This is a genomic window from Pedococcus bigeumensis, assembly GCF_006438965.1.
Lineage (GTDB): Bacteria > Actinomycetota > Actinomycetes > Actinomycetales > Dermatophilaceae > Pedococcus > Pedococcus bigeumensis_A.
On sequence record NZ_RCZM01000007.1, the window covers coordinates 93,878 to 118,135 of the forward strand.

Genomic DNA, 24,258 nt, shown 5'->3' on the forward strand with positions numbered 1-24,258 from the left:
CGCTGGCGCTCGGGGTAACCTTCGTAGGATTGCCTGACCGTCATCACCGCGAGGCCGGATCGGCCCGCGTCACCAGGAGGACCTGTGCTCACCGCCTTCACCCGTGCGTTCAAGACGCCGGACCTGCGCAGGAAGCTGCTGTTCACGCTCGCCATCGTCATCATCTTCCGGCTGGGCTCGCACGTTCCCGTCCCGGGCGTGAGCTACACGGCCGTGCAGGCCTGTATCAAGAACGCCGACGCGACCACCGGTGTGCTCGGCCTGGCCAACCTGTTCAGCGGCGGGGCACTGCTCCAGCTGTCGATCTTCGCGCTCGGGATCATGCCGTACATCACGGCGAGCATCATCGTGCAGCTGCTCACCGTGGTCATCCCGCGGTTCGAGGCCCTCAAGAAGGAGGGCCAGCAGGGCCAGACGAAGATGACGCAGTACACGCGCTACCTCACCATCGGTCTGGCGATCCTCCAGTCCTCCACGCTCATCACGTTCGCCCAGAACCCCTCGGCGCTGTTCGGCCCGCGCTGCACCAGCATCCTGCCCAACGACTCGATCCCGACCCTGGTCATCATGGTGCTAACCATGACCGCCGGCACCGGTGTCGTCATGTGGCTCGGTGAGCTCGTCACCGACAAGGGCATCGGAAACGGCATGTCGCTGCTGATCTTCACGTCCATCGCCAGCTCGTTCCCGAGCTCGCTCTGGGCGATCCAGCAGCAGGACGGCCGCTGGGACGTGTTCATCGGCGTCATCCTGCTCGGCTTCCTCATCATCGCCCTGGTCGTGTTCGTCGAGCAGAGCCAGCGCCGGATCCCGGTGCAGTACGCCAAGCGCCAGGTCGGTCGCCAGATGTACGGCGGCACGTCCACGTACATCCCGCTCAAGGTCAACATGGCCGGCGTGATCCCCGTGATCTTCGCCTCGTCCCTGCTCGCGCTGCCCTCGTTGCTGGCACAGTTCAACAAGTCGACCACCGGCGACCAGGCCGGCTGGGTGACATGGATCGAGCAGCACCTCGTCCGGGGTGACCACCCCATCTACATGATCATCTACATCTCGTTGATCCTGTTCTTCACGTTCTTCTACGTGTCGATCACGTTCAACCCGGTGGAGGTGGCCGACAACATGAAGCGCTACGGCGGCTTCATCCCAGGTATCCGCGCCGGGCGACCCACGGCCGAGTACCTCGACTACGTGCTCACCCGCATCACGGTTCCAGGGGCCATCTACCTCGGCCTCGTCTCGCTGATCCCGCTCATCGCACTGGTACTCGTCGGCGCCAACCAGAACTTCCCGTTCGGTGGCACCTCCATCCTGATCATCGTCGGCGTCGGCCTTGAGACGGTGAAACAGATCGAGTCGCAGCTGCAGCAGCGCCATTACGAAGGGTTCCTCCGCTGATGCGCCTCATCATCCTCGGCCCGCCGGGTGCCGGTAAGGGCACCCAGGCCGCCAAGATCGCCTCGACGTTCGGCATCCCCGCGATCTCCACGGGTGACATCTTCCGCGCCAACATCAAGAACGAGACCCCCCTCGGCCTGCAGGTCAAGGAGGTGCTCGCGTCCGGTGGCTACGTCACCGACGAGATCACCAACGAGATCGTCCGCGACCGGCTCTTCGAGGACGACGCGGAGCAGGGCTTCCTGCTCGACGGCTTCCCACGCACCGCGGCCCAGGTCGAGACGCTCGATGCGATCCTGGCCGAGCACGGCCACGCGCTCGAGGCCGTCCTCGAGCTCACCGTCGACAGCGAGGCCGTCGTCCAGCGGCTGCTCAAGCGGGCCGAGATCGAGGGCCGTGAGGACGACACCGAAGAAGTGATCCGCGAGCGCCAGGCGATCTACCGTCGCGAGACGGCACCGCTCACCGACGTCTACTCCGACCGTGGCCTGCTGGTGCAGGTCGACGGGATGGGTTCGGTCGACGAGGTCTTCGACCGGATCTCCGCCGCCCTCGCCGGGGTTGCTCGATCCTGATGTTCGGCCGGTCCCGCATCGAGACCAAGACCCCCGACCAGATCCTGCGGATGCGCAAGGCTGGGCTGGTGGTCGGTCAGACCCTGCAGCTGATGGCCCAGACGGTCCGTCCGGGCATGACCACCAAGGCGCTCGACGAGCTCGCGGAGGAGCACATCCGTGGCTGCGGGGCGACCCCGTCGTTCCTGGGCTACCACGGCTTCACCGGCTCGCTCTGCACGTCGGTCAACGAGGAGGTCGTGCACGGCATCCCGGGTTCGCGGGTGCTGACCGAGGGCGACCTGATCTCGATCGACTGCGGCGCCATCGTCGACGGCTGGCACGGTGACGCCGCCATCTCGGTCATCGTCGGCGGTCGCGACGCCGGGCGTCCGCAGGACCTCGCGCTCATCGACGCCACCGAGGACTCCATGTGGGCTGGCATCGCCGCGCTCAGCGTGGGGGAGTCGTTGTATGCCGTGGGTGCCGGTGTCGAGGACAGCATCGTCGCCTCGGGCGACCGGGACGGTCACGACTACGGGATCGTCGAGGAGTACGTCGGCCATGGCATCGGGACCGAGATGCACATGGACCCGCAGGTGCCGAACTACCGCGTCCGCGACCGGGGGCCGACGGTCCGCTCCGGCGTGACCGTGGCGATCGAGCCGATGGTGACGCTCGGGTCCGCTGAGACCCGTGTCCTCCGGGACGACTGGACGGTCGTGACGACCGACCAGTCCCGCGCAGCGCACTGGGAGAACACCGTCGCGGTCACCGACGATGGGCTCTGGGTGCTGACCGCCCTCGACGGCGGCAAGGAACGGCTGGAAGCCGCCGGCGCGGCATACGCCCCCCTGTCCTGACCCACCCCTCCGGCGGCCCGGCGACTTGTCGCTGCGTGGTGGTCACCGGGCCGTGGATTCGGCGTCTGGTGACGATCTGTGAGCAACAGGTCCGGCGGCCCGGCGACTTGTTGCTGCGTGGTGGTCACCGGGCCGTGGATCCGGCGTCCGGTGACCTGCTCTGAGCAACAAGTCGGGGTGTCGGGACACCACGCACTTCTGGCCAGCTGTGGCGGCTCTGGGGGCGAAATGGGTCCGACATGCGCCACGACCGGCCAGAAGTCGGGGGGCTGAGCACGATTTCGTGCTCACGCCGTCCTGGCGTAGACTGGTCTGTCGGTGCGCGACCTCGCGTGCCGTATTCGTGTGCGCGCCCCAACCGGGGGTGCCACGGCGACAGATTGTGGAGGATATGGCCAAGAAGGACGGTGTCATCGAGATCGAGGGCACGATCGTCGAGGCTCTCCCGAACGCGATGTTCCGGGTCGAGCTCACGAACGGTCACAAGGTTCTCGCTCACATCTCGGGCAAGATGCGCCAGCACTACATCCGGATCCTCCCCGAGGACCGCGTGGTGGTGGAGCTCAGCCCGTACGACCTGACCCGTGGCCGGATCGTCTTCCGCTACCGCTAGCCCGCACGACCAGCAACACCCCGCTAGACCTGTCGATCCGCCCGGATCGCCAGTGCCAGATCGACTGAAGCAGAGGCTATGAAGGTTCAGCCGAGCGTCAAGAAGATCTGCGACAAGTGCAAGGTGATCCGCCGTCACGGCCGGGTCATGGTGATCTGCGAGAACCTGCGCCACAAGCAGCGCCAGGGCTGACCAGCTCCACCTGAGGCCCGGCAACGGGACTCGCCCAGCACGACTCGCATCTCTTCGAGAAGCGCAGACAAGTGAATCGACCGCAGTACCCGGCCCCTGAGAGCAGCGTCGTCGACGCAGCCCAGGACGTCACCCCCGGCCCGGAGGCCGAGGACCGGTGCCCCCAGGAAAGCTTGGGGACCAAGCCCGGAACGGTACTGCTCCAGACCTCCGGGGAAACAAAGGAAACACACAAGATGGCACGTCTTGTTGGTGTGGATCTCCCGCGCGAGAAGCGCGTCGAGATCGCTCTCACCTACATCTTCGGAGTGGGTCGTACCCGCTCCCAGCAGGCGCTGGCCGCGACGGGTGTCAACCCGAACACGCGCGTCCGCGACCTGACCGACACCGAGCTGGTCGCCCTGCGCGACCACCTCGAGGCGAACGTCAAGATCGAGGGTGACCTCCGTCGCGAGATCGCCGCCGACATCCGCCGCAAGGTCGAGATCGGCTCCTACGAGGGCATCCGCCACCGCCGCGGCCTGCCCGTGCGCGGACAGCGCACCAAGACCAACGCGCGCACCCGCAAGGGCCCGAAGCGCACCGTCGCCGGCAAGAAGAAGGTTGGTAAGTAATGCCTCCCAAGGCTCGCACTGCCGGCGCCAAGAAGGTGCGCCGCAAGGAAAAGAAGAACATCGCCCACGGGCACGCTCACATCAAGAGCACCTTCAACAACACCATCATCTCGATCACGGACCCCGCTGGTGCGGTCATTGCCTGGGCCTCCGCCGGCCAGGTCGGCTTCAAGGGTTCGCGCAAGTCCACCCCGTTCGCTGCGCAGATGGCCGCTGAGGCTGCCGCCCGTCGCGCGATGGAGCACGGCATGCGCAAGGTCGATGTCTTCGTCAAGGGTCCGGGTTCTGGTCGCGAGACCGCCATCCGCTCCCTGACCGCGACCGGCTTGGAGGTCGGCGCCATCAGCGACGTCACCCCCTCACCGCACAACGGTGTCCGTCCGCCCAAGCGCCGCCGCGTCTGAGCCGTCGGTAAAGAACAGGGAGATAGAGAAAACTCATGGCTCGTTACACCGGCCCCATCACCAAGAAGTCGCGTCGCCTCAAGGTCGACCTCGTCGGCGGCGACAAGAACTTCGAGCTCCGTCCCTTCCCGCCCGGCCAGCACGGCCGTCGCCGGATGCAGGAGAAGGAGTACCTCACCCAGCTGCAGGAGAAGCAGAAGGCCCGCTTCACCTACGGCGTCATGGAGAAGCAGTTCCGCGGTTACTACAAGGAGGCCTCACGGCGTTCTGGTAAGACCGGTGAGACCCTGCTGCAGATCCTCGAGTCCCGCCTGGACAACGTGGTCTACCGCGCCGGCCTGGCCCGCACTCGTCGTGCGGCTCGCCAGCTCGTCACGCACGGCCACTTCGAGGTCAACGGCGTGCGAGTGGACGTTCCGTCCTACCGCGTCGAGCAGTTCGACATCATCACCGTTCGCAAGCAGTCCGTGAACACCTTCCCGATCGAGCTGGCTCGCCAGACCTTCGGCGAGCGCCCCACCCCGGCCTGGCTCCAGGTCGTCCCGGGCACGCTGCAGATCATGATCCACCAGCTCCCGGAGCGTGCGCAGATCGACACGATCCTCACGGAGCAGCTGATCGTCGAGCTCTACTCGAAGAACTAAGGGCATGAGGTATGCCGCGTGGGTGACCACGCGGCATACCTCGCCTTGGGTCGTGCCCGCAGACAGAGGTGGGCACGACGGACCGGGACAGCCGGTCCACATTCTCGGCGTCATATAGCGGTCGCCGACGAGAAAGGAAACACCCCGTGCTCATTGCACAGCGCCCCTCCCTCAGCGAAGACGTGGTTGCAGACAACCGCAGCCGCTTCGTCATCGAGCCGCTCGAGCCTGGCTTCGGCTACACGCTCGGCAACTCCATGCGCCGCACGCTCCTCTCGAGCATCCCCGGCGCAGCCGTGACCAGCATCCGCATCGACGGTGTGCTGCACGAGTTCTCCACGATCCCGGGGGTCAAGGAGGACGTCACCGAGATCATCCTCAACATCAAGGGCCTGGTCGTCTCCTCGGAGCACGACGAGCCGGTCGTCATGTACCTGCGCAAGCAGGGCGCGGGCGCCGTCACCGCCGCGGACATCGCGCCGCCGGCCGGTGTCGAGGTGCACAACCCCGACCTGCACATCGCCACGCTCAACGGCAAGGGCAAGATCGAGATGGAGCTGACCGTCGAGCGCGGTCGCGGCTACGTCTCGGCCAACCAGAACAAGTCCGGTGACCAGGAGATCGGCCGCATCCCGGTCGACTCCATCTACTCGCCCGTGCTGGCCGTGACCTACAAGGTCGAGGCCACCCGTGTCGAGCAGCGGACCGACTTCGACAAGCTCATCGTCGACGTCGAGACCAAGAACTCGATGGCTCCCCGTGACGCCATGGCCTCGGCCGGCAAGACCCTGGTCGAGCTGTTCGGCCTGGCCCGCGAGCTCAACGTCGAGGCCGAGGGCATCGACATGGGCCCGTCGCCGACCGACGCCGCCCTGGCTGCCGACCTGGCGCTGCCGATCGAGGACCTCGACCTCACCGTCCGGTCCTACAACTGCCTCAAGCGCGAGGGCATCCACACCGTGGGTGAGCTCGTGGGTCGCAGCGAGGCCGACCTGCTCGACATCCGCAACTTCGGTGCGAAGTCGATCGACGAGGTCAAGGCCAAGCTCGTGGGCATGGGTCTGGCGCTCAAGGACAGCCCGCCCGGGTTCGACCCGTCCGCCATCGCCGACAACTACGGCGACTACGACGACGACTTCGCTGACGACGGCCGCGCGCTGGCCGAAGACGAGCAGCTCTGACCAACCGCCGCTGACTGTTCGGCACCGCCCGTGGTGCCGAACAGTCACACACCAAGGAGAACCTGAACCATGCCTACCCCCACCAAGGGTCCCCGTCTCGGCGGCGGTCCGGCTCACGAGCGGCTGATCCTGGCCAACCTGGCCCAGTCGCTGTTCGAGCACGACTCGATCACCACCACCGAGGCCAAGGCCAAGCGCCTTCGCCCGCTCGCCGAGCGTCTCGTGACGTTCGCCAAGCGCGGTGACCTCCACGCGCGTCGTCGCGTCCTGTCGGTCATCTCCGACAAGGGTGTCGTGCACCGTCTCTTCACCGAGATCGCGCCCGACATGGCCGAGCGTCCCGGCGGCTACACCCGCATCACCAAGATCGGCGCCCGCAAGGGTGACAACGCCCCCATGGCCGTGATCGAGCTCGTCCGCGAGCCGTTGGCCAAGAAGGCGACCGTCAAGGAGGCGGAGGCTGCCACCAGGCGGTCCGCCAAGCAGGCCGAGGCCAAGGAGGCCGCGGTCGAGACCAAGGCCGCCGAGGACAAGGCTTCCGAAGACGTGGCCAAGGCTGACAACGCGACCGACACCACCGAGGCAGCCGTCGAGCTGCCCAAGGGTGCCATCGCCGCGAACGAGGACGGCTCCTCGCCCGACGACGCCTACGTCGTCAAGGGCAACGCCGACTCCGGCAAGTACCACGAGGCCGATGGCCAGTGGTTCGAGCAGACCCACGCCGAGTTCTGGTTCAAGTCCGCCGATGACGCTGAGGCCGCTGGCTTCACCAAGGCCGGCGCCTGACCCAGGCCAGCCACCCGGCACACCGAAAGGGCCGTTCACCGCTCACGTGGTGAACGGCCCTTTCGGGTGCTCTCGGCGGGGACGCTCAGGCGGAGGTATGCCGCGCGGCCGGCTCGGCACGGAAGACACCGGCCAAGGGCAGGATCAGCAGGACCAGGACCATGGGGACGGCGAACCCGAGGCGCAGGTTGTCCTGACCGACAGCGCCCGTCAGGACCGCGCCGAGGAGCCCACCGACATAGTTGAACTGGTTGAACCGGGCGATGACCGCGTCGACGCGGGCTCGACGGCTGGCCTCGTCGACTCCCGTGCCCGCCACCACTGCGGCAGCCGAGAAGCTCAACGGTGCAATGACGGCCACCGAGGCGCCGACGATGGTGAATCCGACCACGGCCAACGGCCAGGTGGGGGAGAAGACGACCACGGCGAGGCCGAGGCACGCCACAACGGCGCCCACGCGGAGCAGGCGCACCGACCCGAACCGGTCGACGAGCCCGTCGCCGACCAGGCGGGTGGCGCCGCTCGCGAGGAGGTAGGGCAAAGTCGCCATGGGCAGCAGCCAGCCGGGTGCGCCGTGGGCGGCCTTGAGGAACACCGGTCCCCACGTCGTTGCCGCGGTGTCGACCATGTAGAACAGCACCATGGCGGCTCCGATGAGGCCGATCCGGCGCCAGGGGATGTCGACGGCGACCGTCGGGGGCGCATCGGCACCGGCGGTCTGTTCCGGCGGGAGCAGGGGCGCCCGCAGCATCACGAGGGCGACCACGGCGAGCGGGAGCAGGCTGGCCGTGATGCTGAGGTTGCTCGCGGCGATGGCGATGACGCTGCCCACGATGCCGCCCAAGGTCCAGGCGCCGTGGAAGGACGGCAGGATCGTGCGACCCCAGCGGTGCTCCAGTGCCACGGCCTGCATGTTGGACGCGGCATCCACGCCGCCGAGACCGAGGCCGTAGACCGCCAGGCCGGCGATGGCAACGGGCCTGGTCGGCGCCACGGCGACCAGCGCCAGTCCGATCGCGATGAGGGTGAAGGCGACCCGCAGGACGTGGGCGCTCCCACCGCGCTTGGCGCCTGCCTCGGCAAGCACCGAACCGGCTCCGGCCAGCAGCACGACCATCAGCAACAGTGCGGTGACGAACAGCTCCGAGAGGTCCCACCGTTCCTGGAAGCGCGGTAACCGGGTGGTGACGGAGATGAAGAGCAGGCCCTGCACCGCGAACGCGCCGGCGATCCCGAGGCGGTGGCTGCGCAGGATCGTCGCGTCGGTGGTCATCGTCACGTCGCCACTCTCGCAGAGCAGCGCTCGCGATGGGTCGCAGACGCTCGTTCTGCCCTGGACCGCGGCCGCAGCGCTGGCAGTGCAGCTCGCTAGGGTGGCGCCATGGAGCGGGACGGGCAGCGTGGGGAGCCGGTCACGCCGCTGCGGATCCGCCTCGACTTCGGCTACGACGGCACTGACTTCTCCGGCTGGGCAACCCAGCCCGGGCTGCGGACGGTCGAGGGCACCCTGTCCGCCGCCCTGACCACCATCCTGCGGGCCGACCAGCCAGTGCGGCTGACGGTGGCCGGCCGGACCGACGCGGGCGTCCATGCACGGGGTCAGGTCGCCCACCTGGACCCCGACCCAGCCGCCTGGGCGGCGCTGCCCGGACGCTCCTCACGCACGCCCGAGCAGGCGGCCCTCAGCCGGCTGCGCGGCATCCTCCCGGCCGACATCGGCGTGCGCGCCGTTGCGGTAGCCGCCGATGGCTTCGAGGCACGGTTCGCGGCCCTGCAGCGCCGCTATCTATACCGGCTGGCCGACCAACCTCAGCTGGCTGACCCGCTACGTCGGCGGGAGACTGTCATCCTCAAGCGCGACCGTGACCGTGCGCTCGACGTCGACGCAATGCATGCCGCAGCGCAGAAGCTGTTGGGGCTCAACGACTTCGGGGCGTTCTGCAAGCGGCGTGAGGGTGCCACGACGGTGCGCACCCTGCTCGACTACTCGTGGCGCCGCGGGCCTGACGGCGCCCTCGAGGCGACCGTGGTGGCTGACGCGTTCTGCCACTCGATGGTGCGCTCGCTCGTCGGCGCGGTCGTGCCGGTGGGAGAAGGGCGCAGGGGGGTCGACTGGCCCGCCGAGGTCATGCGCGCTGCGGTGCGGGACGCCGCGGTCGTGGTGATGCCCCCGCACGGCCTCTCGTTGGAGGAGGTCGTCTACCCCGACGACGCGGGGCTGGCCGTCCGCGCCAGGGAGTCGCGGGTCCGGCGCACCCTCGGCTGAGCAGCGGTGTCTGTTTCCTACGCGTCCACGGGCAGCGGCGGCCCGACGACCTCGAGCCCGTACCTGGGTCCAACGGCATTCCAGCGCGGGATCTCGTCCGCCATGGGTCGCCCGTCCGCGCCAGGGAGCCGGAGCTCCAGCGCGGGCAGCCCCACCTCGTCGTAGAGCCCGAAGATGTGGCCCGGGTCGGCCAGGCCGAGGAAGCGCACCGGTCGGTCGCCCGTGATGCGGAAGGCGTGGGGGAGCATCGGCGGCAGCCAGATGAAGTCACCCTCGGTCAGGTGGAAGACCTCGTCGCCGGCTCGGTAGGTCATGGTCCCGTCGAGGAGGAAGAACGCCTCGGCTTCGCGGTGGTGACGATGCAGGGGAGTCGCGATCCCAGGAGGCTGGGTGACCAGGGCGACGCCGAGCGTTCCGTCGGACTCCTCCGCGGTCAGCAGGTGCTCGAACAACGAGCCCATCGCCCAGGTTCCGCGTCCCGTGCCCCTGGGTCGGAAGACGGCCCGCGGCAGGGCTGCCACCTCCGCGGCGGGGCGAGGTGTGGTGGCGGTGGACTGCGTCTCGGTCATGGTGTTTCCTCCCGAACGATTCATCCGAAGCAGATTCGGGCGAATATTGGTACGGTAGGCCCAATGAACGACACCGTCAAGCCTCGGCGCTACACCTCGCCCGTCCGCGCCGAGCGAGCTGCCCGCACCCGTCGGCAGGTCCTGGCCGCGGCGCGAGACCTGTTGTCGGACAACGGATATGACGCCACCACCGTGGCGCAGATCGCTGCGCGGGCGAGGGTGTCCGTCGACACCGTCTACAGCAGCGTGGGGCGCAAGCCCGAGCTCGTGGTGGCCGTCATCGACATGGTGCTGGGCTCCTCGAACGAGCCGATCCCGGCGGCGGAGCGCGACTACGTCCGCGCGATCCGTGCGGCAACCACCGGCCGCCAGAAGCTGGAGTTGTATGCCGAGTCCCTCCGGACCCTGGTTCCCCGCACCGCCCCACTCCTCGAGGCGTTGCGGCGGGCGGGGGAGGCCGACCCCGAGGCGGCCAGGGCCTGGTCGATGGTGATGGACCGTCGAGCCGCGAACATGATGCTGATGGCTGCCGACCTGAGGGCCACGGGCGACCTGCGAGCCGACCTCACCGACCGCGAGGTCGCCGACATCATCTGGTCGACGAACTCACCCGACTACTGGCTGCTGCTGCACTCGCGGGGATGGACCGCGAAGCGCTACGCGGAGCTGCTGGACGACCTGTGGTACCGCCTGCTCCTCGAACGCGAGTAGCCCTCGACGCGCCCGGCCGAGTCCGGCGTCGCGAGGGCCGTGGGTGCGGGCGAGCGGTCAGCTGATGGCGGCGTAGCCGAGCGAGTCGTGGATGGCGAGGCCGGCGAAGGCGGGCGAGGCGGCGAAGGCGTCCCGCACCTGGGCGAGCTGGCTGTCCATCTGGGCCAGCGTCATGCCGTGGAACGTCTGCTTGACCTCGGTCGGGTCGGTGCCGAGGAAGTTCGTCTCCTGGCCTATCCGGACCGGGCGACCGAGCTGTCCGCCTGCCGCGACCTCCGCCGACGCCAGGGCGATCGTGCCGTCGGGGCCATCCGCGTGGTTGCGGTAGGCCATGACTGCCACGGCCTCGGTGCGCCGCATGATCTCACGGTCCAGCGTCGAGCCGTTGGCGGCGATCTCGTCGAACCAGAACGGGATGTCGGCCTCGATCGGCGCGCCTGCCGCAGCGGTGTGCAGCCTGTCGAGGGTGGCGAGGTACTTCGTGATGACGGCCTTGCGATTCTTGGTCCAGGCGGCCGTCGTGTAGGGCTCGATGTCGACATGGACCCCGGTGAACAGCCCCGTGGCCAGTGCCGGCTGCAGCCAGTTGGTGACCACCCAGGCCGGGTTGTCGACCCAGCCGGGATCGCCGCCGAGGGCATCCACGCGGATCCCCGCGGCATCGGCCAGGGCGACTAGCTGCTGGAGCTCGGCGAGCTTCGGCGAGCTGTCCACGTGCGGGGGGACGGCGGCATACAGCTGGCCGATCTCGCGGGACGTGGCGAGAGTGACGACCGACTGCGGGTCGGAGGTGTCCCAGACCCACATGGCTCGCTCGGCGGCCGGTCGAGCCGCGCGGTCCACCGCCTCGGCGGACGCGGCCATCGCCTGGCCTGCCACCGTCACGCCCACGGCACCGAGGATCGCCACGAGGGCGACCATAGCCACGAGGCGGGCGGGTGAGGTGGAGCGGGGCACGGAATGTCCTTTCGGGGTGACTTGTCCATGGTCGCGGGTCCAGACCCGTGCTCCCTGCCAACTTTGACAAGCCTTTACCAAGGTCTAGTCCCTTCGTCCGGCCTCGCCTGTCCAGACAACTGAGATGACGCGGAAGGGTCGCGTGACGCACCCTTGACCCCGTGGGACACCTCGACATCAACACCGTGAACTTCAGCCTGCCCGACGGCAGGCAGCTGCTGAGCGACGTCTCGCTGCGCGTGGGGGAGGGCGCGAAGGTCGCGCTCATCGGTCCCAACGGCACCGGCAAGACGACGCTCGGCCGGATCATCGCCGGCGACCTGGCCGCCCACGAGGGGGCCGTCACCCGCTCCGGCGGGCTCGGCGTGATGCGCCAGTTCGTCGGGCAGGTGCGCGACGAGTCGACGGTGCGCGACCTGCTTCTGTCGGTGGCGCCCGACCCGCTGCGCAACGCCGCGGCCGAGATCGACCGCACCGAGATGCTGATGATGGAGCGCGACAGCGAGGCCGACCAGATGGCCTACGCGCACGCACTGGTCACGTGGGGCGACGTGGGCGGCTACGACTACGAGACCCTCTGGGATGTCTGCACCGTGGCGGCCCTCGGTATGCCGTTCGACAACGCCCAGTGGCGCAAGGTCACCACCCTCTCGGGCGGCGAGCAGAAGCGGGTGGTCCTCGAGGCGCTGCTGCGTGGTCCCGAGGAGGTGCTGCTGCTCGACGAGCCGGACAACTACCTCGACGTGCCGGCCAAGCGGTGGCTGGAGGACCAGCTCATCGCCTCGCCCAAGACGGTGCTCTTCGTCAGCCACGACCGGGAGCTGCTCAACCGGGTGGCCACCAGGGTCGCCACCCTCGAGCCCGGGGGCGCCGGATCGACCCTGTGGGTGCACCCCGGCAGGTTCTCGACCTACCAGCAGGCCCGCGAGGACCGGAACTCGCGCCTCGAGGAGCTGCGCCGTCGCTGGGACGAGGAGCACCAGAAGATCATCGACCTGGTCCAGATGCTCAAGGTCAAGGCCAAGTACAACGACGGCATGGCGCCTCGGTACCACGCCGCCCAGACCCGGCTGCGCAAGTTCGAGGAGGTCGGCCCCCCGCAGGAGACTCCGTTGCGCCAGAAGGTCAACATGCGGCTCAAGGGCGGTCGCACGGCCAAGCGCGCCGTCATCGCCGAACGCCTGGAGCTGAGCGCAGGAGCTCCCGCCGCGGGTGCCGATCGGCCCGCAGGCCCCTCGGCCAATGGGGCCCTGATGAAGCCGTTCGACCTCGAGATCTGGTTCGGCGAACGCGTCGCTGTGCTGGGCAGCAACGGCTCCGGCAAGTCGCACTTCCTCCGCCTCGTCGCATGTGGTGGCAGCGACCCCGATGCCGAGCACCGTCCGGTCGGGGACCTCCAGCCGACGCCGGTGACCCACACGGGTCGGCTCCGGCTGGGCTCACGGGTCCGTCCCGGGTGGTTCGCCCAGACCCATGAGCAGCCCGCCCTGCTCGGCCGCACCCTGCTGGAGATCCTGCACCGCGGCGACGAGCACCGGACCGGACGGCCCCGCGAAGAGGCGGCCCGCGTGCTGGACCGCTACGGCCTGGCCCGCGCGAGCGAGCAGACCTTCGAGTCGCTCTCGGGTGGCCAGCAGGCGCGGTTCCAGATCCTGCTGCTCGAGCTGTCCGGAGCGACCTGCCTGCTGCTGGACGAGCCGACCGACAACCTCGACCTGCACTCCGCCGAAGCCCTGGAGCAGGGGCTCGAGGCCTTCGAGGGAACCGTCATCGCGGTCACCCACGACCGGTGGTTCGCCCGGGGCTTCGACCGCTTCCTGGTGTTCGGTGCCGACGGTCGCGTGTACGAGTCGGACGAACCGGTGTGGGACGAAGGCCGGGTCGCCCGCGCTCGCTGAGGTCTGGGTCTTTGAAGGATCCGCCACGCCCGAACGTGGCGGATCCTTCAAAGACCGCGCATCGACGGTAGATCTCGACGCGCGCTCAAGGGCGAGCGGGAATACATTGCCAAGGTTCCCCCTCCTTGCTGGCTGACCAGGACGGTGCTGTCATGGCGCGACCCAAGTCCCTTGTTGCTGCCCTCAGTGGCGTAGCCATCATCGCCGCCGGAGTGGGGTTGCCCCTCGCGGCTGCACCCGCCGGAGCGGCGGACCCGCCGCCACGGACCGCCTCCCTCGCGGGCTCGCTCCAGGACGAGCTCGGGTGCCCGGAGGACTGGAAGCCCGAGTGCGCGGCCACGGACCTGACCCAGGTCGGCAACACCACGGCATACGCCAGGACCTTCTCGCTGCCCGCGGGCAGCTACGAGTTCAAGATCGTCATCAACCACTCGTGGGACGAGAACTACGGCGCCGCCGGCGCCTCCAACGGTGCCAACATCCCGCTCGTCCTCAAGGGCCCGGCCACGGTCGAGTTCTCCTACGACGACGTGACGCACCAGGTCGGGATCCGGCCCACCGTGCTGTCCGGACCCGCGACCAAGGCGGACCGGGCGTATGCCGGTGACTCACTGCGGGCGGGCCTGACCAAGGAGCGCTACTACTTCGTCATGACCGACCGGTTCGCCAACGGCGACCCGTCGAACGACGCGGGCGGTCTCACGGGCAACCGCCTGCAGACCGGCCTGGACCGCACGGACAACGGTTTCTACCACGGTGGCGACCTCAAGGGGATCTCCCAGAAGCTGGACTACATCAAGAACCTCGGGACCACCTCCATCTGGCTGACCCCCTCGTTCAAGAACAAGCCCGTACAGGGGACCGCGCCCAACGAGAGCTCGGGCTACCACGGCTACTGGATCACCGACTTCACCCAGGTCGACCCGCATCTGGGCACCAACGCGGACCTCACGGCGCTGATCAGCGCCGCCCACGCCAAGGGCATGAAGGTCTTCTTCGACATCATCACGAACCACACGGCCGACGTCATCAACTACTCCGAGGGGCAGTACACCTACCGAGACAAGGGGACGTTCCCCTACAAGGACGCCGGCGGCACCGTCTTCGACGACAAGGCGTTTGCCGAGAAGCCCAACTTCCCCGCGATGGACCCAGCCACGTCGTTCCCCTACCACCCGGTGTTCACCAACCCGGGTGACTCCACGGCCAAGGTGCCGGCCTGGCTGAACGACCCGACCAACTACCACAACCGCGGTGACTCGACCTTCGCCGGGGAGTCCGCTGAGTACGGCGACTTCGTCGGCCTCGACGACCTGTTCACCGAGCAGCAGGACGTCGAGAAGGGCATGGAGGACATCTACAAGGCGTGGGTGGACTTCGGCGTCGACGGGTTCCGCATCGACACGGTCAAGCACGTCAACATGGAGTTCTGGCAGTCGTTCAACCCGGCGATGCTCGCGCAGGCCCGCCACGACGGCAACGACGACTTCTTCATGTTCGGCGAGGTCTACGACGCTCGCCCCTCCTTCATGTCGCAGTACACGACGACGGGCAAGCTGCCCGCGACCCTGGACTTCGGGTTCCAGGCGCAGTCGGTCAACTGGGTGCAGGGCAAGTCCGGCACGGACCTGCGTGACCTCTACGCCGACGACGACTACTACACCGACAGCGACTCCAACGCCTACGAGCTGCCGACCTTCCTCGGCAACCACGACATGGGCCGAGTGGCGATGATGCTCAAGGGCGCCAGTGCTGACGACGCCGATCTGATGCGGCGGGTCAAGCTTGCCGACTCGCTGATGTTCCTCACCCGTGGCCAGCCGATCACCTACTACGGCGACGAGCAGGGCTTCATGGGATCGGGCGGGGACAAGGCCGCCCGGCAGGACATGTTCGCCACCCAGGTGCCGAGCTATGCCACCGAGCAGGTGCTGGGTGACACCCCTGGCGCCAAGGACCGGTTCAACACCGCTGCGCCGCTCTACCAGCACATCAAGGCGCTGTCCGCGTTGCGGGCCGCAAACCCGGCGCTCGCCGACGGCGCGCAGATCCACCGCTACGCGAGCAGCAGCGCGGGCATCTTCGCGTTCTCCCGCATCGACAAGGGCAAGAACGTCGAGTACGTCGTCGCCCTCAACAACGCGGACGCTGCGAAGCCGGCCACGTTCGCGACCTACGGCCACAACCAGACGTTCGCGCCGGTTTACGGCGCGACGACGTCAGCCCGGTCCGGCAAGGACGGCCGGCTCACCGTGAGCGTCCCCGCCCAGTCGGTGTCGGTGTGGAAGGCCACGTCACCGATGGACAAGCCGAGGTCCGCCCCGGCGGTCTACCTCACGTCGCCCGGAGCCGGCGACGTCGTCGGCGGTCGCGCCGAGATCGGTGCGGCCATCCCCGACAACACCTTCGCCCAGGTGTCGTTCCTTGCCCGTCCGGTCGGCACGACGGCCTGGACCAAGCTCGGCACGGACGACAACGCGCCCTACCGGGTCTTCCACGACGTCAGCGATGCGACCGTGTGGCCCAAGGGCACCCTCGTGGAGTACCGCGCCGTGGCCAAGGACATCGCGGGTCACGTGTCGGCCTCCTCGTCCTACGGGATTGTGGGGGACCCGAAGGCCAGCGGCGGCGGCGGTGGTGGCGTGGGTCCGGTGACCCAGCCTGACGCCGTCAGCGTGCCCGGTGACCACAACTCGGAGATGGGCTGTGCGGCCGACTGGTCGCCCGACTGCCCGCAGGCCCAGCTGACCCTCGACCCCAAGGACCAGATCTGGAAGGGCAGCTACACCCTGCCGACCGCGCCGTACGCCTACAAGGCCGCGATCAACAAGAAGTGGGACGAGAACTACGGAGCGGGCGCTGTCCCGAACGGTGACAACATCAGCTACACGGCCCCCGCGGCGAAGCCCGTGAACTTCTACTACGACCACGGGACCCACTGGGTCACCTCCGACGCGCAGGGCCCGATCATCACCGCCCCGGGCTCCTTCCAGTCCGAGCTGGGGTGCCCGGCCGACTGGGCACCGGACTGCATGCGGCCCTGGCTGCAGGATCCCGACGGTGACGGCACCTACACCTGGTCCAGCGACCAGCTCCCTGCCGGAACGTACGACTTCAAGGTCGCGCACGGCCTCAACTGGGACGTGAACTACGGAGCCGGCGGGGCTCCCGGCGGCGCCAACATCACCGTGACGGTCCCGTCCGACGGCATGGTGGTCTCGATCTCGTACGTCCTGTCGACGCACGTGGCCACCGCCAAGGCCGTCAGGGCGGGTGCCGCACCAGACCTCACCAAGCAGCGCGCCGTGTGGGTGGGCAAGGACCTCATCGCGTGGCCGGCGGCCATGGTCCCCGACGGCGCCACCCCTGCGCTGCTCAAGTGGCGGCTCGCCTGGTCGGCCACCGGTGGCCTGACCGTCGACGCCGAGGACATCACCGGCGGCTCGTCCGCGCCGCTGCGCTATGACCCTGAAGGGCTGTCGCCTGCTGTGCTGGCCGCCCACCCCGAGCTCGCGGGCTACCTCGCCCTACGGCTCGACCGGAAGACGGCCGGCAAGGTGCCGGACATCCTCAAGGGCCAGATCGCGGTCGGCATGTACGACTCGCTGAGCCGGCTGCTCGACGCCACCGGCGTGCAGATCCCCTACGTCCTCGACGACCTGTATGCCGCGGACGCAGGCAAGCGTGCCTACGGCGTCACCTTCGGTGGACGGTCACCGTCGTACCGGGTCTGGGCGCCGACCGCACAGCAGGTGGACCTGCTCACCTGGGCCCCTGGGGCCGCCGGTGATGCGCCGGCCAGCGCCGCCACGCGCACGCACCTCACCCGGGCGTCGGACGGTTCGTGGTCCGGCTCGGCCGGCGTTCGGAACGCGCGTTACCTGTACGAGGTGACCGTCTACGTGCCCAGCACGGGCAAGGTCGAGACCACCCAGGTGACCGACCCGTACTCCGTTGCCCTGACGCTGGACTCGACCAGGTCGGTGGCCGTGGACCTCAAGGACACGGCATACCAGCCGTCGCTCTGGCGGACCGCGAAATCGCCGGTGCTGAAGCAGGACGTCGACTCGACGATCTACGAGCTCCAGGTCCGCGACTTCTCCGTGAACGACCCGACGGTGAGCGCCGAGAACCGCGGTTCGTACCTCGCGTTCGCGGAGAACGGCAACGGCACCAAGCACCTCAAGGCGCTCGCGTCGGCGGGGCTCAACACGGTGCACCTGCTGCCGACCTTCGACATCGCCTCGATCCCAGAGGACCCGGCGAAGCAGGCGACGCCTGGGTGCGACCTGAAGTCGTTCGCGCCGGACAGCGACCAGCAGCAGGCCTGCATCGAGCCGATCCGGGCCAAGGACGCCTTCAACTGGGGCTACGACCCGTGGCACTGGATGGCGCCCGAGGGCTCCTACGCATCGACGGCAGCCAAGGCCGACGGCGGAGCGCGGGTCGCCGAGTTCCGGACCATGGTCGGTGCGATCCACCAGGACGGCCTGCGCGTCGTGCTCGACCAGGTGTTCAACCACACGCCGACGTCTGGCCAGGCACCTACGAGCGTGCTCGACAAGGTCGTGCCCGGCTACTACCAGCGGCTCAACGCCTCGGGTGCGGTCGAGACCTCGACCTGCTGCCAGAACGTCGCCACCGAGCACGCCATGGCCCAGAAGGCGATGGTCGACGCGGTGGTGCTGTGGGCCCGCGACTACAAGGTGGACGGGTTCAGGTTCGACCTGATGGGCCACCACTCGAAGGCCAACATGCTGGCCGTGCGGGCTGCCCTCGACCAGCTCACCCTGAAGAAGGACGGGGTCGACGGCAAGTCGGTCTACCTCTACGGGGAGGGCTGGAACTTCGGCGAGGTGGCCAACAACGCGCGGTTCGAGCAGGCCACCCAGGGCCAGCTCGGTGGGACCCACATCGGCACGTTCTCGGACCGGCTGCGTGACGCAGTCCGAGGTGGCGGACCGTTCGACGACGACCCCCGCAAGCAGGGCTTCGGCAGCGGCGAGTCCACCGACGCGAACGGGGTGCCGTTCGCCGGCTATGACCCGGCCACGTCGCTGAAGCACGACACCGACCTGGTCGAGCTCGGGCTGGCCGGCAACCTGAGGTCGTTCTCGTTGCGGCTCAACCAGAATGGCACGGTCGTGACGGGCAAGGACGTGGACTACAACGGTTCGCCGGCCGGCTATGCCGACCAGCCCGACGAGGTGATCTCATACGTCGACGCCCACGACAACGAGACGCTGTTCGACAGCCTGACCTACAAGCTGCCGGTCGCCACCTCGATGTCGGACCGCGTTCGGATGAACACGATGTCGCTGGCCACGACGGCGCTGTCGCAGACCCCGTCGTTCTGGCACGCCGGGGCCGACCTGCTCCGCTCGAAGTCGTTGGACCGCAACAGCTATGACAGCTCGGACTGGTTCAACACCCTCGACTGGACCGGTGCCGACAACGGCTTCGGGCACGGCCTCCCGCTCAAGGCGGACAACGAGGCGAAGTGGCCCATCCAGAAGCCGCTGCTCGCCAACGCTGCCCTCAGGCCCGCCGCGGCCGACGTGCAGGCGGCCACCGTCCAGGCGCAGGACCTGTTGCGGCTGCGGTTCTCGACGAAGCTGTTCCGTCTGGGCTCGGCCTCGGCCATCAACGCCAAGGTCTCGTTCCCCGCGAGCGGGACGGCCGACGCCCATGCCGGAGTGATCGCCATGCGGATCGACGACACCGTGGGTGTCGACGCCGACCCGCAGCTCAAGGGCTTGGTCGTCGTGTTCAACGCGTCGCCGACCGCCGTGACCCAGAAGGTCCCCGGACTGGCCGGTGCCGCGCTCGCGCTCGCACCGGTGCAGCAGGGCGGGTCGGACGCCGTGGTCAAGACCGCGACGTGGAACGCCGCAGCCGGGACCGCGACCGTCCCGCCGCGCACCGTGGCGGTGTTCTTCCAGCACTGACGCCTCAGCCTCGACCAGGAACCTTTGCTAGCAAGGGTTCCTGGTCGGAGGACAGGTTGCAGCCTGTCCACGAACGAGTTTCCTTTGCTAGCAGAGGGTAGGGAACGGGTCAGGTCTCGAGGCCGAGGACGACCTTGCGGAGCAGGGTGTTGAGCTGGACCTTCTCGGCCTCGCTGAGGACGTTGATGGTCTGCTTCTCCCGGACCACGGCCAGCTCGAGGGCCTGCTTCCACACGGCGCGGCCCGCCTGGGTCGGGCGGACGATGATGCGGCGCCGGTCGAGCGGGTCGATCTCGCGCGTCAGGTAGGCCAGCTCGACCAGCCGGTCCAGCCGGGAGGTCATCGCGGCCCGCGTGACGTGGCAGGCCTCGGCGAGCTGGGCCGGGGTGGTCTCGTTGGGTTCGGGCTGGATCAGCAGGGTGTGCAGCGTGTCGTACTCGGCCGGCCCCAGGCCGAGCTCGTCGAACGCGGCCGCGTTGGTCCGCTTGACGTGGCGGTTGATGGCGCCGATCCGCACCAGCACCCCTTCGACCTCGGGGTCGAAGCCCTTGAAGGTGCGACGCCATCGCTCCACGTGCTGGTCGACCCAGTCCTGCTGTTGTTCCTTGGCCATGGGCTGAGTGTGCCAGATGTGGATACCGTCTGAGAATTAGATGACAGATAGTTAGACGTCGTACTACTATCGTCGGATGGATACCAGAACGACACCTTCCTCGGGCTTCCGACTCCTGGCCGCGGGCCAGGGACTCTCGTGGTTCGGCGACGCGTTCGCTCCGATCGCGCTCGCCGTCGCCGTGGTGGCAGGGGGTGGCAGCGCCAGCGAGCTCGGACTCGTCCTCGCCGCGACCATGACGGCTCGCCTGGCGGGCACCCTGCTCGGTGGGGTGTGGGCCGACCGACTCGCGCCGGGCCGGATCATGGTGGTCAGCGATCTCGTGCGGGCAGCGAGCGCCTTGGCCACCGCCGGATACTTCGCTACCGGGCAGGACAGCCTCGCCCTGCTGTGCGGGCTGGCGGCCGTGACCGGCGGCGCGGCTGCATTCTTCGGACCGGCCTTCGTCTCGCTGCGGCCACTGCTCGTCGCGGTCGACCGGCGTCACGCGGCGAACGCCACCCTCAACATCCTGCAGAACTCGGCCTTCATCCTCGGCCCGGCGGCCGCCGGCGTCTTCGTCGCCTGGGCAGGTGCGCCCTGGGCCTTCGTCGTCAACGCCGTCTCCTTCCTCGTGTCGGCAGCCATCGTCGCCGCGATCCGTGTCGAGGCACCGCGCGCTCCCCGGGTCGGCATGCTCGCGGAGCTGCGCGAGGGCTGGCACGAGGTGACCAACCGCTCGTGGCTGCTCGCCGGGCTGCTGGCCGCCACGGCATACCACGCTGCCTTTGGTGCCGTCGTCGTCCTGATCGACGTGATCGTCGTGCGCGACCTCGGCGGTCCGACCGCACTCGGCTGGATCTCGGCGGCCTCTGGCGCTGGGGGGCTGGTCGGCGGACTGCTCGCGCTGCGGCTGCCGCCGAGCCGCCCGCTGTTCGTCGGCTGGCCGTGCGTGGCCCTGATGTCACTGTTCGCAGCGGCGTTCGCGTGGCCGGGGGACCTCGTGGTGATCGTCGGTGCGGCCGTGGTGGCCTTCGGTGGGCTGATGTACTTCTCGGTCTGCTGGGACACGGCGCTGCAGGACGGCGTCCCGCACGCGGTGCTCGCGCGGGTGTCGTCCTGGGACATCCTCACGTCGTTCGTGGCGATCCCCGCGGGGAACGCCCTCGCCGGACCCCTCGCTCACACCTTCGGCACCGCACGGGTGATCGTCGTGGCGGCGGTGGTGATGGCGCTCGCCTCCTTCGCCCCGATGCTGGTCCGCGGCTCACGCGAGCTGCGCCGGTCCACCAGCGTCCCGGCGGCCGAACCTGCTGCGGCCGAACCTGCTGTGGCCGCGCACGGGTGAGGTCGTGGGCGGGCGACCATGGTCGCGCCCTGCTCCTCGTTCGCCCTGCTGAGGCGAGCGAGGAGCAGGCGCCTGCACGGGACCGTGCTCGTCCGTTGACGGGGCTAGGCGGTGGCAGGGTCCTCGACGTCCTCGACAGCCAGGTCCTCAACGGGCTGGCTGCGTCCACGACGCCAGGCCGGGAGGAAGCAGACGAAGCCCACGGTGCTGATGGCCCCGGCGACGACCATGGCGGTCGCGATCGAAGTCTGCGCAGCCAGCAGGCCCAGGAGGGGGCCGGTCACGGCGCCGCCCGCCTGCATGACCAGTGAGCCCAGCGACAGGATCGTGGCGCGGTTCTTGGCGCTCGCCTCGCGGTGCATGAGCCCCATGTAGGCGGGGCTCGCGGCGCCGTGCAGCGAGTAGGTCACGAGGTAGGCCGCGATGAGTGCGGCTGGTCCCAGGACGAGTCCCATCGCGACCACGCCGAGGCCGTTGAGCACGCGACCGAGCACCGCGGCGGGCACCAGCCCGAAGCGGTCGGCGGCGCGACCTCCCAGCCACGACCCCACCGAGAAGAGCGCCCAGCCTCCTGCCGCCGCGGGGCCCATCCAGGCGCCGGCTCTGGCCTCCGAGCCGAGCAGGTCGGACAGCCGGAGGGGCATCAGCGTCTCGTAGGCCATCATCCCGATGACCCAGAAGAGCTCGACTGCGACGAGCCCGGCCAGCACCCGGTTGCGAGTCACCAGACGGATCCCGTCGCGCACCACGACGGGGGTCTCGCGGACGGAGTCGGCCAGCCGAGCCCGCATCCCGTCGTCGCTGCGTGGGGTCTCGCGCAGCAGCACGGAGGTCGCGACCAGGTGGACGACGCACAACGCCACGAAGACCTGGATCGGCAGGAGCAGCGCGCTCGAGTCGCGGAACGGGTGCCAGGCGACCAGGCCACCGGACACCAGGGCGCCGCCGCCCATGCCGAGCCCGACCAGCACGCCCTGGGCCGACATGGCGCGGTGGACGTCGGCGCCTGGCTCGCGCTCGTGCACGGTGTCGACGTACCAGGCTTCCAGGGGACCGGAGTCGAGCGCCCGGTAGACCCCCATGAGGCCCGCGGACAGGGCGAACTGCCAGAACGAGTGGGCGAAGAGGAAGGCCACGCCGGCGCCGATGTTGACCATTCCGGCGACGAGCAGGAGGGGACGCCGCCCCAACGCGTCGGCGAACCCGCTGGTCGGCAGCTCGAGCAGGAAGACCATGATCCCCTGGGCGGTCATGTAGAGGGTGATCTGCTGGACGGTGAGGCCGCGCTCGCGGGCCACGAGGGTGAAGATGCCGACGACGAAGCCGACCGGCAGCCACCGGGTCGTGCTGAGGATGAGGAAGACCCGCTTGGCGGCAGTGGGGGAGAGGGTGGTCATGACTTGTCCTTGCCGGTGGGCACCCGGCCCAGGTCGAGTGGGTAGATGGCCGAGTAGACCGCCAGCCGCCGGGCTTCGGGGTTGCCCTGGCCGACGCGGCGGTACTTCAGCAGCAGCTCGTCGATCTCACCCTTGAGCGTCTCCACCTGTTCGGGCGTCGCGATGATGAAGTTGTCGCTCATCCCTGCGGCGTCGCGCCACGCGAGCGGCCAGGTCGTCTCGACGTCGAGCCACTTGTCGAACTGCTCGGCGAAGTGGCGCGAGTAGTCGCGAACCAGCCAGTTCAGGGCGGTCTCTGAGTCCTCGTCGCCGTCGAAGTCGCTTGCGTCCCAGGTGTGGAAGTCGGTCGCTGCCTGCCAGAGCCGCCGCTTGCCCTCGCCGTCACCGGTGTCGGAGACCAGGCCCACGGCCTCGAGCTTGCGCAGGTGGTAGGACGTCGCGCCCGAGTTGGTCTGCAGGCGCGTGGCCAGGTCGGTGGCCGTCGCCGGGCCGTCGACGCGCAGGGCGCTGAGCAGCCGGGCACGCAGCGGGTGGGCGAGGACCTTGAGCGCGGCAGCGTCCAGGCGGAGCCCGGTCATGTCGCCGATCTGGGTGCGAGTAGTGGCCATGCGTGCACAATACCTTTGCACACTATCAATGCACAAGTTCTCTGCACAAGAAATGTGCACCGGTGTTTGTGCAGGTCAGAGCCCGTTCTCGGCCCCGGTGGCGGCGATTTGGGGAGCATCGCGGTTCGCCGTAACATTGAGGACGTTGTGCCGTGCGCCCTCGGAAGGCGCTCACCCATCGGTCCGCAAGGGCCGCGCGCCTCGGGCGCACACGGCATACGAGTCCATCATCATCACTTCACCAGCAGTAAAGGGCCATTACCTTGCGCACCTTCACCCCCAAGCCGGCCGAGGTCACTCGCACCTGGCACGTCATCGACGCCACGGACATCGTCCTGGGTCGTCTGGCGAGCCAGACCGCGATCCTCCTGCGCGGCAAGCACAAGACCACGTTCGCGCCGCACGTTGACGGTGGCGACTTCGTCATCATCATCAACGCCGAGAAGGTCGCCCTCACCGGCGCCAAGCTCGAGCAGAAGAAGGCCTACCGCCACTCCGGCTTCCCGGGCGGCCTCAAGAGCACGTCCTACACCGAGCTGCTCGCCAAGAGCCCGGCCAAGGCCGTGGAGAAGGCCGTTCGCGGCATGCTCCCGCACACCACGCTCGGTCGTGAGCAGCTGACCCACCTCAAGGTCTACGCCGGATCCGAGCACCCGCACAGCGCCCAGAAGCCCGTCCCGTTCGAGATCACCCAGGTCTCCCAGTAAGGATTTGT

At 68.8% G+C, this 24,258-nt stretch carries 22 protein-coding genes; 16 read left to right on the top strand and 6 right to left on the bottom strand.

Going from position 1 to position 24,258, the window contains the following annotated elements; all coding sequences use genetic code 11:
- The first annotated feature begins 84 nt into the window (after window positions 1-84).
- The 10 genes from secY to rplQ all read left to right on the top strand — a co-directional run bounded on the left by secY (window position 85) and on the right by rplQ (window position 7,249).
- Complete coding sequence (secY, locus tag EAH86_RS18635) at window positions 85-1,398, top strand: preprotein translocase subunit SecY (protein WP_140743556.1); 1,314 nt, start codon at window positions 85-87, stop codon at window positions 1,396-1,398.
- Window positions 1,398-1,973 carry an adenylate kinase gene (locus EAH86_RS18640; protein WP_140743558.1) on the top strand — a complete coding sequence of 192 codons (576 nt, stop codon included), beginning with the start codon at window positions 1,398-1,400 and terminating at the stop codon, window positions 1,971-1,973. Before secY ends, EAH86_RS18640 begins: the two co-directional genes overlap by 1 nt.
- A complete protein-coding gene (gene map, locus EAH86_RS18645; protein WP_140743560.1) occupies window positions 1,973-2,815 on the top strand; it encodes a type I methionyl aminopeptidase in 843 nt (280 codons plus the stop codon). The genes EAH86_RS18640 and map overlap by 1 nt, the downstream gene beginning before the upstream one ends.
- A gap of 391 nt (window positions 2,816-3,206) precedes the next feature.
- A complete protein-coding gene (gene infA, locus EAH86_RS18650) occupies window positions 3,207-3,428 on the top strand; it encodes a translation initiation factor IF-1 (protein ID WP_006946284.1) in 222 nt (73 codons plus the stop codon).
- Window positions 3,429-3,506: 78 nt separating this feature from the next.
- Window positions 3,507-3,620, top strand: coding sequence for a 50S ribosomal protein L36 (rpmJ, locus tag EAH86_RS18655; protein WP_010148647.1), 114 nt, complete (start codon window positions 3,507-3,509; stop codon window positions 3,618-3,620).
- Between the two features lie 236 nt (window positions 3,621-3,856).
- Window positions 3,857-4,234, top strand: coding sequence for a 30S ribosomal protein S13 (rpsM, locus tag EAH86_RS18660; protein WP_140743562.1), 378 nt, complete (start codon window positions 3,857-3,859; stop codon window positions 4,232-4,234).
- On the top strand, window positions 4,234-4,638 hold the full coding sequence (rpsK, locus tag EAH86_RS18665) for a 30S ribosomal protein S11 (protein WP_140743564.1): 405 nt from the start codon (window positions 4,234-4,236) through the stop codon (window positions 4,636-4,638). Before rpsM ends, rpsK begins: the two co-directional genes overlap by 1 nt.
- A 35-nt stretch (window positions 4,639-4,673) precedes the next feature.
- Window positions 4,674-5,282, top strand: a complete 609-nt coding sequence (rpsD, locus tag EAH86_RS18670; protein WP_140743566.1) for a 30S ribosomal protein S4 — start codon at window positions 4,674-4,676, stop codon at window positions 5,280-5,282.
- Window positions 5,283-5,428: 146 nt separating this feature from the next.
- Window positions 5,429-6,463, top strand: coding sequence for a DNA-directed RNA polymerase subunit alpha (locus tag EAH86_RS18675; RefSeq protein WP_140743568.1), 1,035 nt, complete (start codon window positions 5,429-5,431; stop codon window positions 6,461-6,463).
- 69 nt (window positions 6,464-6,532) lie between these two features.
- Complete coding sequence (rplQ, locus tag EAH86_RS18680; protein ID WP_140743570.1) at window positions 6,533-7,249, top strand: 50S ribosomal protein L17; 717 nt, start codon at window positions 6,533-6,535, stop codon at window positions 7,247-7,249.
- 85 nt (window positions 7,250-7,334) lie between these two features.
- Here rplQ and EAH86_RS18685 read toward each other — a convergent pair whose 3' ends face one another.
- The gene (locus tag EAH86_RS18685) at window positions 7,335-8,522 is read right to left on the bottom strand and encodes an MFS transporter (protein ID WP_170212829.1); all 1,188 of its coding nucleotides are present in this window, start codon (window positions 8,520-8,522) and stop codon (window positions 7,335-7,337) included.
- A 108-nt stretch (window positions 8,523-8,630) separates the two neighbouring features.
- Here EAH86_RS18685 and truA point away from each other — a divergent pair, with 108 nt between their 5' ends.
- Complete coding sequence (gene truA / locus EAH86_RS18690; RefSeq protein ID WP_241668457.1) at window positions 8,631-9,515, top strand: tRNA pseudouridine(38-40) synthase TruA; 885 nt, start codon at window positions 8,631-8,633, stop codon at window positions 9,513-9,515.
- 17 nt (window positions 9,516-9,532) lie between these two features.
- On the opposite strand, the gene EAH86_RS18695 is transcribed toward truA, so the two are convergent.
- Window positions 9,533-10,084 carry a cupin domain-containing protein gene (locus EAH86_RS18695; protein WP_161988702.1) on the bottom strand — a complete coding sequence of 184 codons (552 nt, stop codon included), beginning with the start codon at window positions 10,082-10,084 and terminating at the stop codon, window positions 9,533-9,535.
- A gap of 63 nt (window positions 10,085-10,147) precedes the next feature.
- On the opposite strand from EAH86_RS18695, the gene EAH86_RS18700 reads away from it, so the two are divergent.
- Window positions 10,148-10,795, top strand: coding sequence for a TetR/AcrR family transcriptional regulator (locus tag EAH86_RS18700; protein ID WP_140743576.1), 648 nt, complete (start codon window positions 10,148-10,150; stop codon window positions 10,793-10,795).
- Between the two features lie 57 nt (window positions 10,796-10,852).
- Here the strand turns inward: EAH86_RS18700 and EAH86_RS18705 are convergent, their stop codons facing one another.
- Window positions 10,853-11,752, bottom strand: a complete 900-nt coding sequence (locus EAH86_RS18705; RefSeq protein ID WP_140743578.1) for a hypothetical protein — start codon at window positions 11,750-11,752, stop codon at window positions 10,853-10,855.
- A gap of 161 nt (window positions 11,753-11,913) precedes the next feature.
- Between EAH86_RS18705 and EAH86_RS18710 the strand changes: the two genes are divergently transcribed.
- Window positions 11,914-13,650: an ABC-F family ATP-binding cassette domain-containing protein gene (locus EAH86_RS18710; protein ID WP_140743580.1), complete on the top strand. Its 1,737-nt coding sequence runs from the start codon at window positions 11,914-11,916 to the stop codon at window positions 13,648-13,650.
- Between the two features lie 152 nt (window positions 13,651-13,802).
- On the top strand, window positions 13,803-19,598 hold the full coding sequence (gene pulA, locus EAH86_RS18715; RefSeq protein ID WP_140743582.1) for a pullulanase-type alpha-1,6-glucosidase: 5,796 nt from the start codon (window positions 13,803-13,805) through the stop codon (window positions 19,596-19,598).
- A gap of 109 nt (window positions 19,599-19,707) precedes the next feature.
- Here the strand turns inward: pulA and EAH86_RS18720 are convergent, their stop codons facing one another.
- Window positions 19,708-20,211, bottom strand: a complete 504-nt coding sequence (locus EAH86_RS18720; protein WP_140743584.1) for a MarR family winged helix-turn-helix transcriptional regulator — start codon at window positions 20,209-20,211, stop codon at window positions 19,708-19,710.
- A 76-nt stretch (window positions 20,212-20,287) separates the two neighbouring features.
- Between EAH86_RS18720 and EAH86_RS18725 the strand changes: the two genes are divergently transcribed.
- The gene (locus EAH86_RS18725; protein ID WP_140743586.1) at window positions 20,288-21,538 is read left to right on the top strand and encodes an MFS transporter; all 1,251 of its coding nucleotides are present in this window, start codon (window positions 20,288-20,290) and stop codon (window positions 21,536-21,538) included.
- Window positions 21,539-21,642: 104 nt separating this feature from the next.
- Here EAH86_RS18725 and EAH86_RS18730 read toward each other — a convergent pair whose 3' ends face one another.
- Together EAH86_RS18730 and EAH86_RS18735 are read right to left on the bottom strand one after the other, a co-directional pair.
- Window positions 21,643-22,935: an MFS transporter gene (locus EAH86_RS18730; protein WP_140743588.1), complete on the bottom strand. Its 1,293-nt coding sequence runs from the start codon at window positions 22,933-22,935 to the stop codon at window positions 21,643-21,645.
- Entirely contained in the window at window positions 22,932-23,543 is a 612-nt protein-coding gene (locus EAH86_RS18735; protein ID WP_140743590.1) for an ArsR/SmtB family transcription factor, read from the bottom strand. The genes EAH86_RS18730 and EAH86_RS18735 overlap by 4 nt, the downstream gene beginning before the upstream one ends.
- 263 nt (window positions 23,544-23,806) lie before the next feature.
- Here EAH86_RS18735 and rplM point away from each other — a divergent pair, with 263 nt between their 5' ends.
- Window positions 23,807-24,250, top strand: a complete 444-nt coding sequence (gene rplM / locus EAH86_RS18740; protein ID WP_140743592.1) for a 50S ribosomal protein L13 — start codon at window positions 23,807-23,809, stop codon at window positions 24,248-24,250.
- Window positions 24,251-24,258: the final 8 nt, after the last annotated feature.

Excerpts from the sequence above, each read along its gene's own strand:
- EAH86_RS18640 (WP_140743558.1), top strand. The coding sequence starts at position 1,398 with ATGCGCCTCATCATCCTCGGCCCGCCGGGTGCCGGTAAGGGCACCCAG.
- map (WP_140743560.1), top strand. The coding sequence starts at position 1,973 with ATGTTCGGCCGGTCCCGCATCGAGACCAAGACCCCCGACCAGATCCTG.
- infA (WP_006946284.1), top strand. The coding sequence starts at position 3,207 with ATGGCCAAGAAGGACGGTGTCATCGAGATCGAGGGCACGATCGTCGAG.
- rpmJ (WP_010148647.1), top strand. The coding sequence starts at position 3,507 with ATGAAGGTTCAGCCGAGCGTCAAGAAGATCTGCGACAAGTGCAAGGTG.
- rpsM (WP_140743562.1), top strand. The coding sequence starts at position 3,857 with ATGGCACGTCTTGTTGGTGTGGATCTCCCGCGCGAGAAGCGCGTCGAG.
- rpsK (WP_140743564.1), top strand. The coding sequence starts at position 4,234 with ATGCCTCCCAAGGCTCGCACTGCCGGCGCCAAGAAGGTGCGCCGCAAG.
- rpsD (WP_140743566.1), top strand. The coding sequence starts at position 4,674 with ATGGCTCGTTACACCGGCCCCATCACCAAGAAGTCGCGTCGCCTCAAG.
- rplQ (WP_140743570.1), top strand. The coding sequence starts at position 6,533 with ATGCCTACCCCCACCAAGGGTCCCCGTCTCGGCGGCGGTCCGGCTCAC.
- EAH86_RS18685 (WP_170212829.1), bottom strand. The coding sequence starts at position 8,522 with ATGACCACCGACGCGACGATCCTGCGCAGCCACCGCCTCGGGATCGCC.
- truA (WP_241668457.1), top strand. The coding sequence starts at position 8,631 with ATGGAGCGGGACGGGCAGCGTGGGGAGCCGGTCACGCCGCTGCGGATC.
- EAH86_RS18695 (WP_161988702.1), bottom strand. The coding sequence starts at position 10,084 with ATGACCGAGACGCAGTCCACCGCCACCACACCTCGCCCCGCCGCGGAG.
- EAH86_RS18700 (WP_140743576.1), top strand. The coding sequence starts at position 10,148 with ATGAACGACACCGTCAAGCCTCGGCGCTACACCTCGCCCGTCCGCGCC.
- pulA (WP_140743582.1), top strand. The coding sequence starts at position 13,803 with ATGGCGCGACCCAAGTCCCTTGTTGCTGCCCTCAGTGGCGTAGCCATC.
- EAH86_RS18720 (WP_140743584.1), bottom strand. The coding sequence starts at position 20,211 with ATGGCCAAGGAACAACAGCAGGACTGGGTCGACCAGCACGTGGAGCGA.
- EAH86_RS18725 (WP_140743586.1), top strand. The coding sequence starts at position 20,288 with ATGGATACCAGAACGACACCTTCCTCGGGCTTCCGACTCCTGGCCGCG.
- EAH86_RS18730 (WP_140743588.1), bottom strand. The coding sequence starts at position 22,935 with ATGACCACCCTCTCCCCCACTGCCGCCAAGCGGGTCTTCCTCATCCTC.
- EAH86_RS18735 (WP_140743590.1), bottom strand. The coding sequence starts at position 23,543 with ATGGCCACTACTCGCACCCAGATCGGCGACATGACCGGGCTCCGCCTG.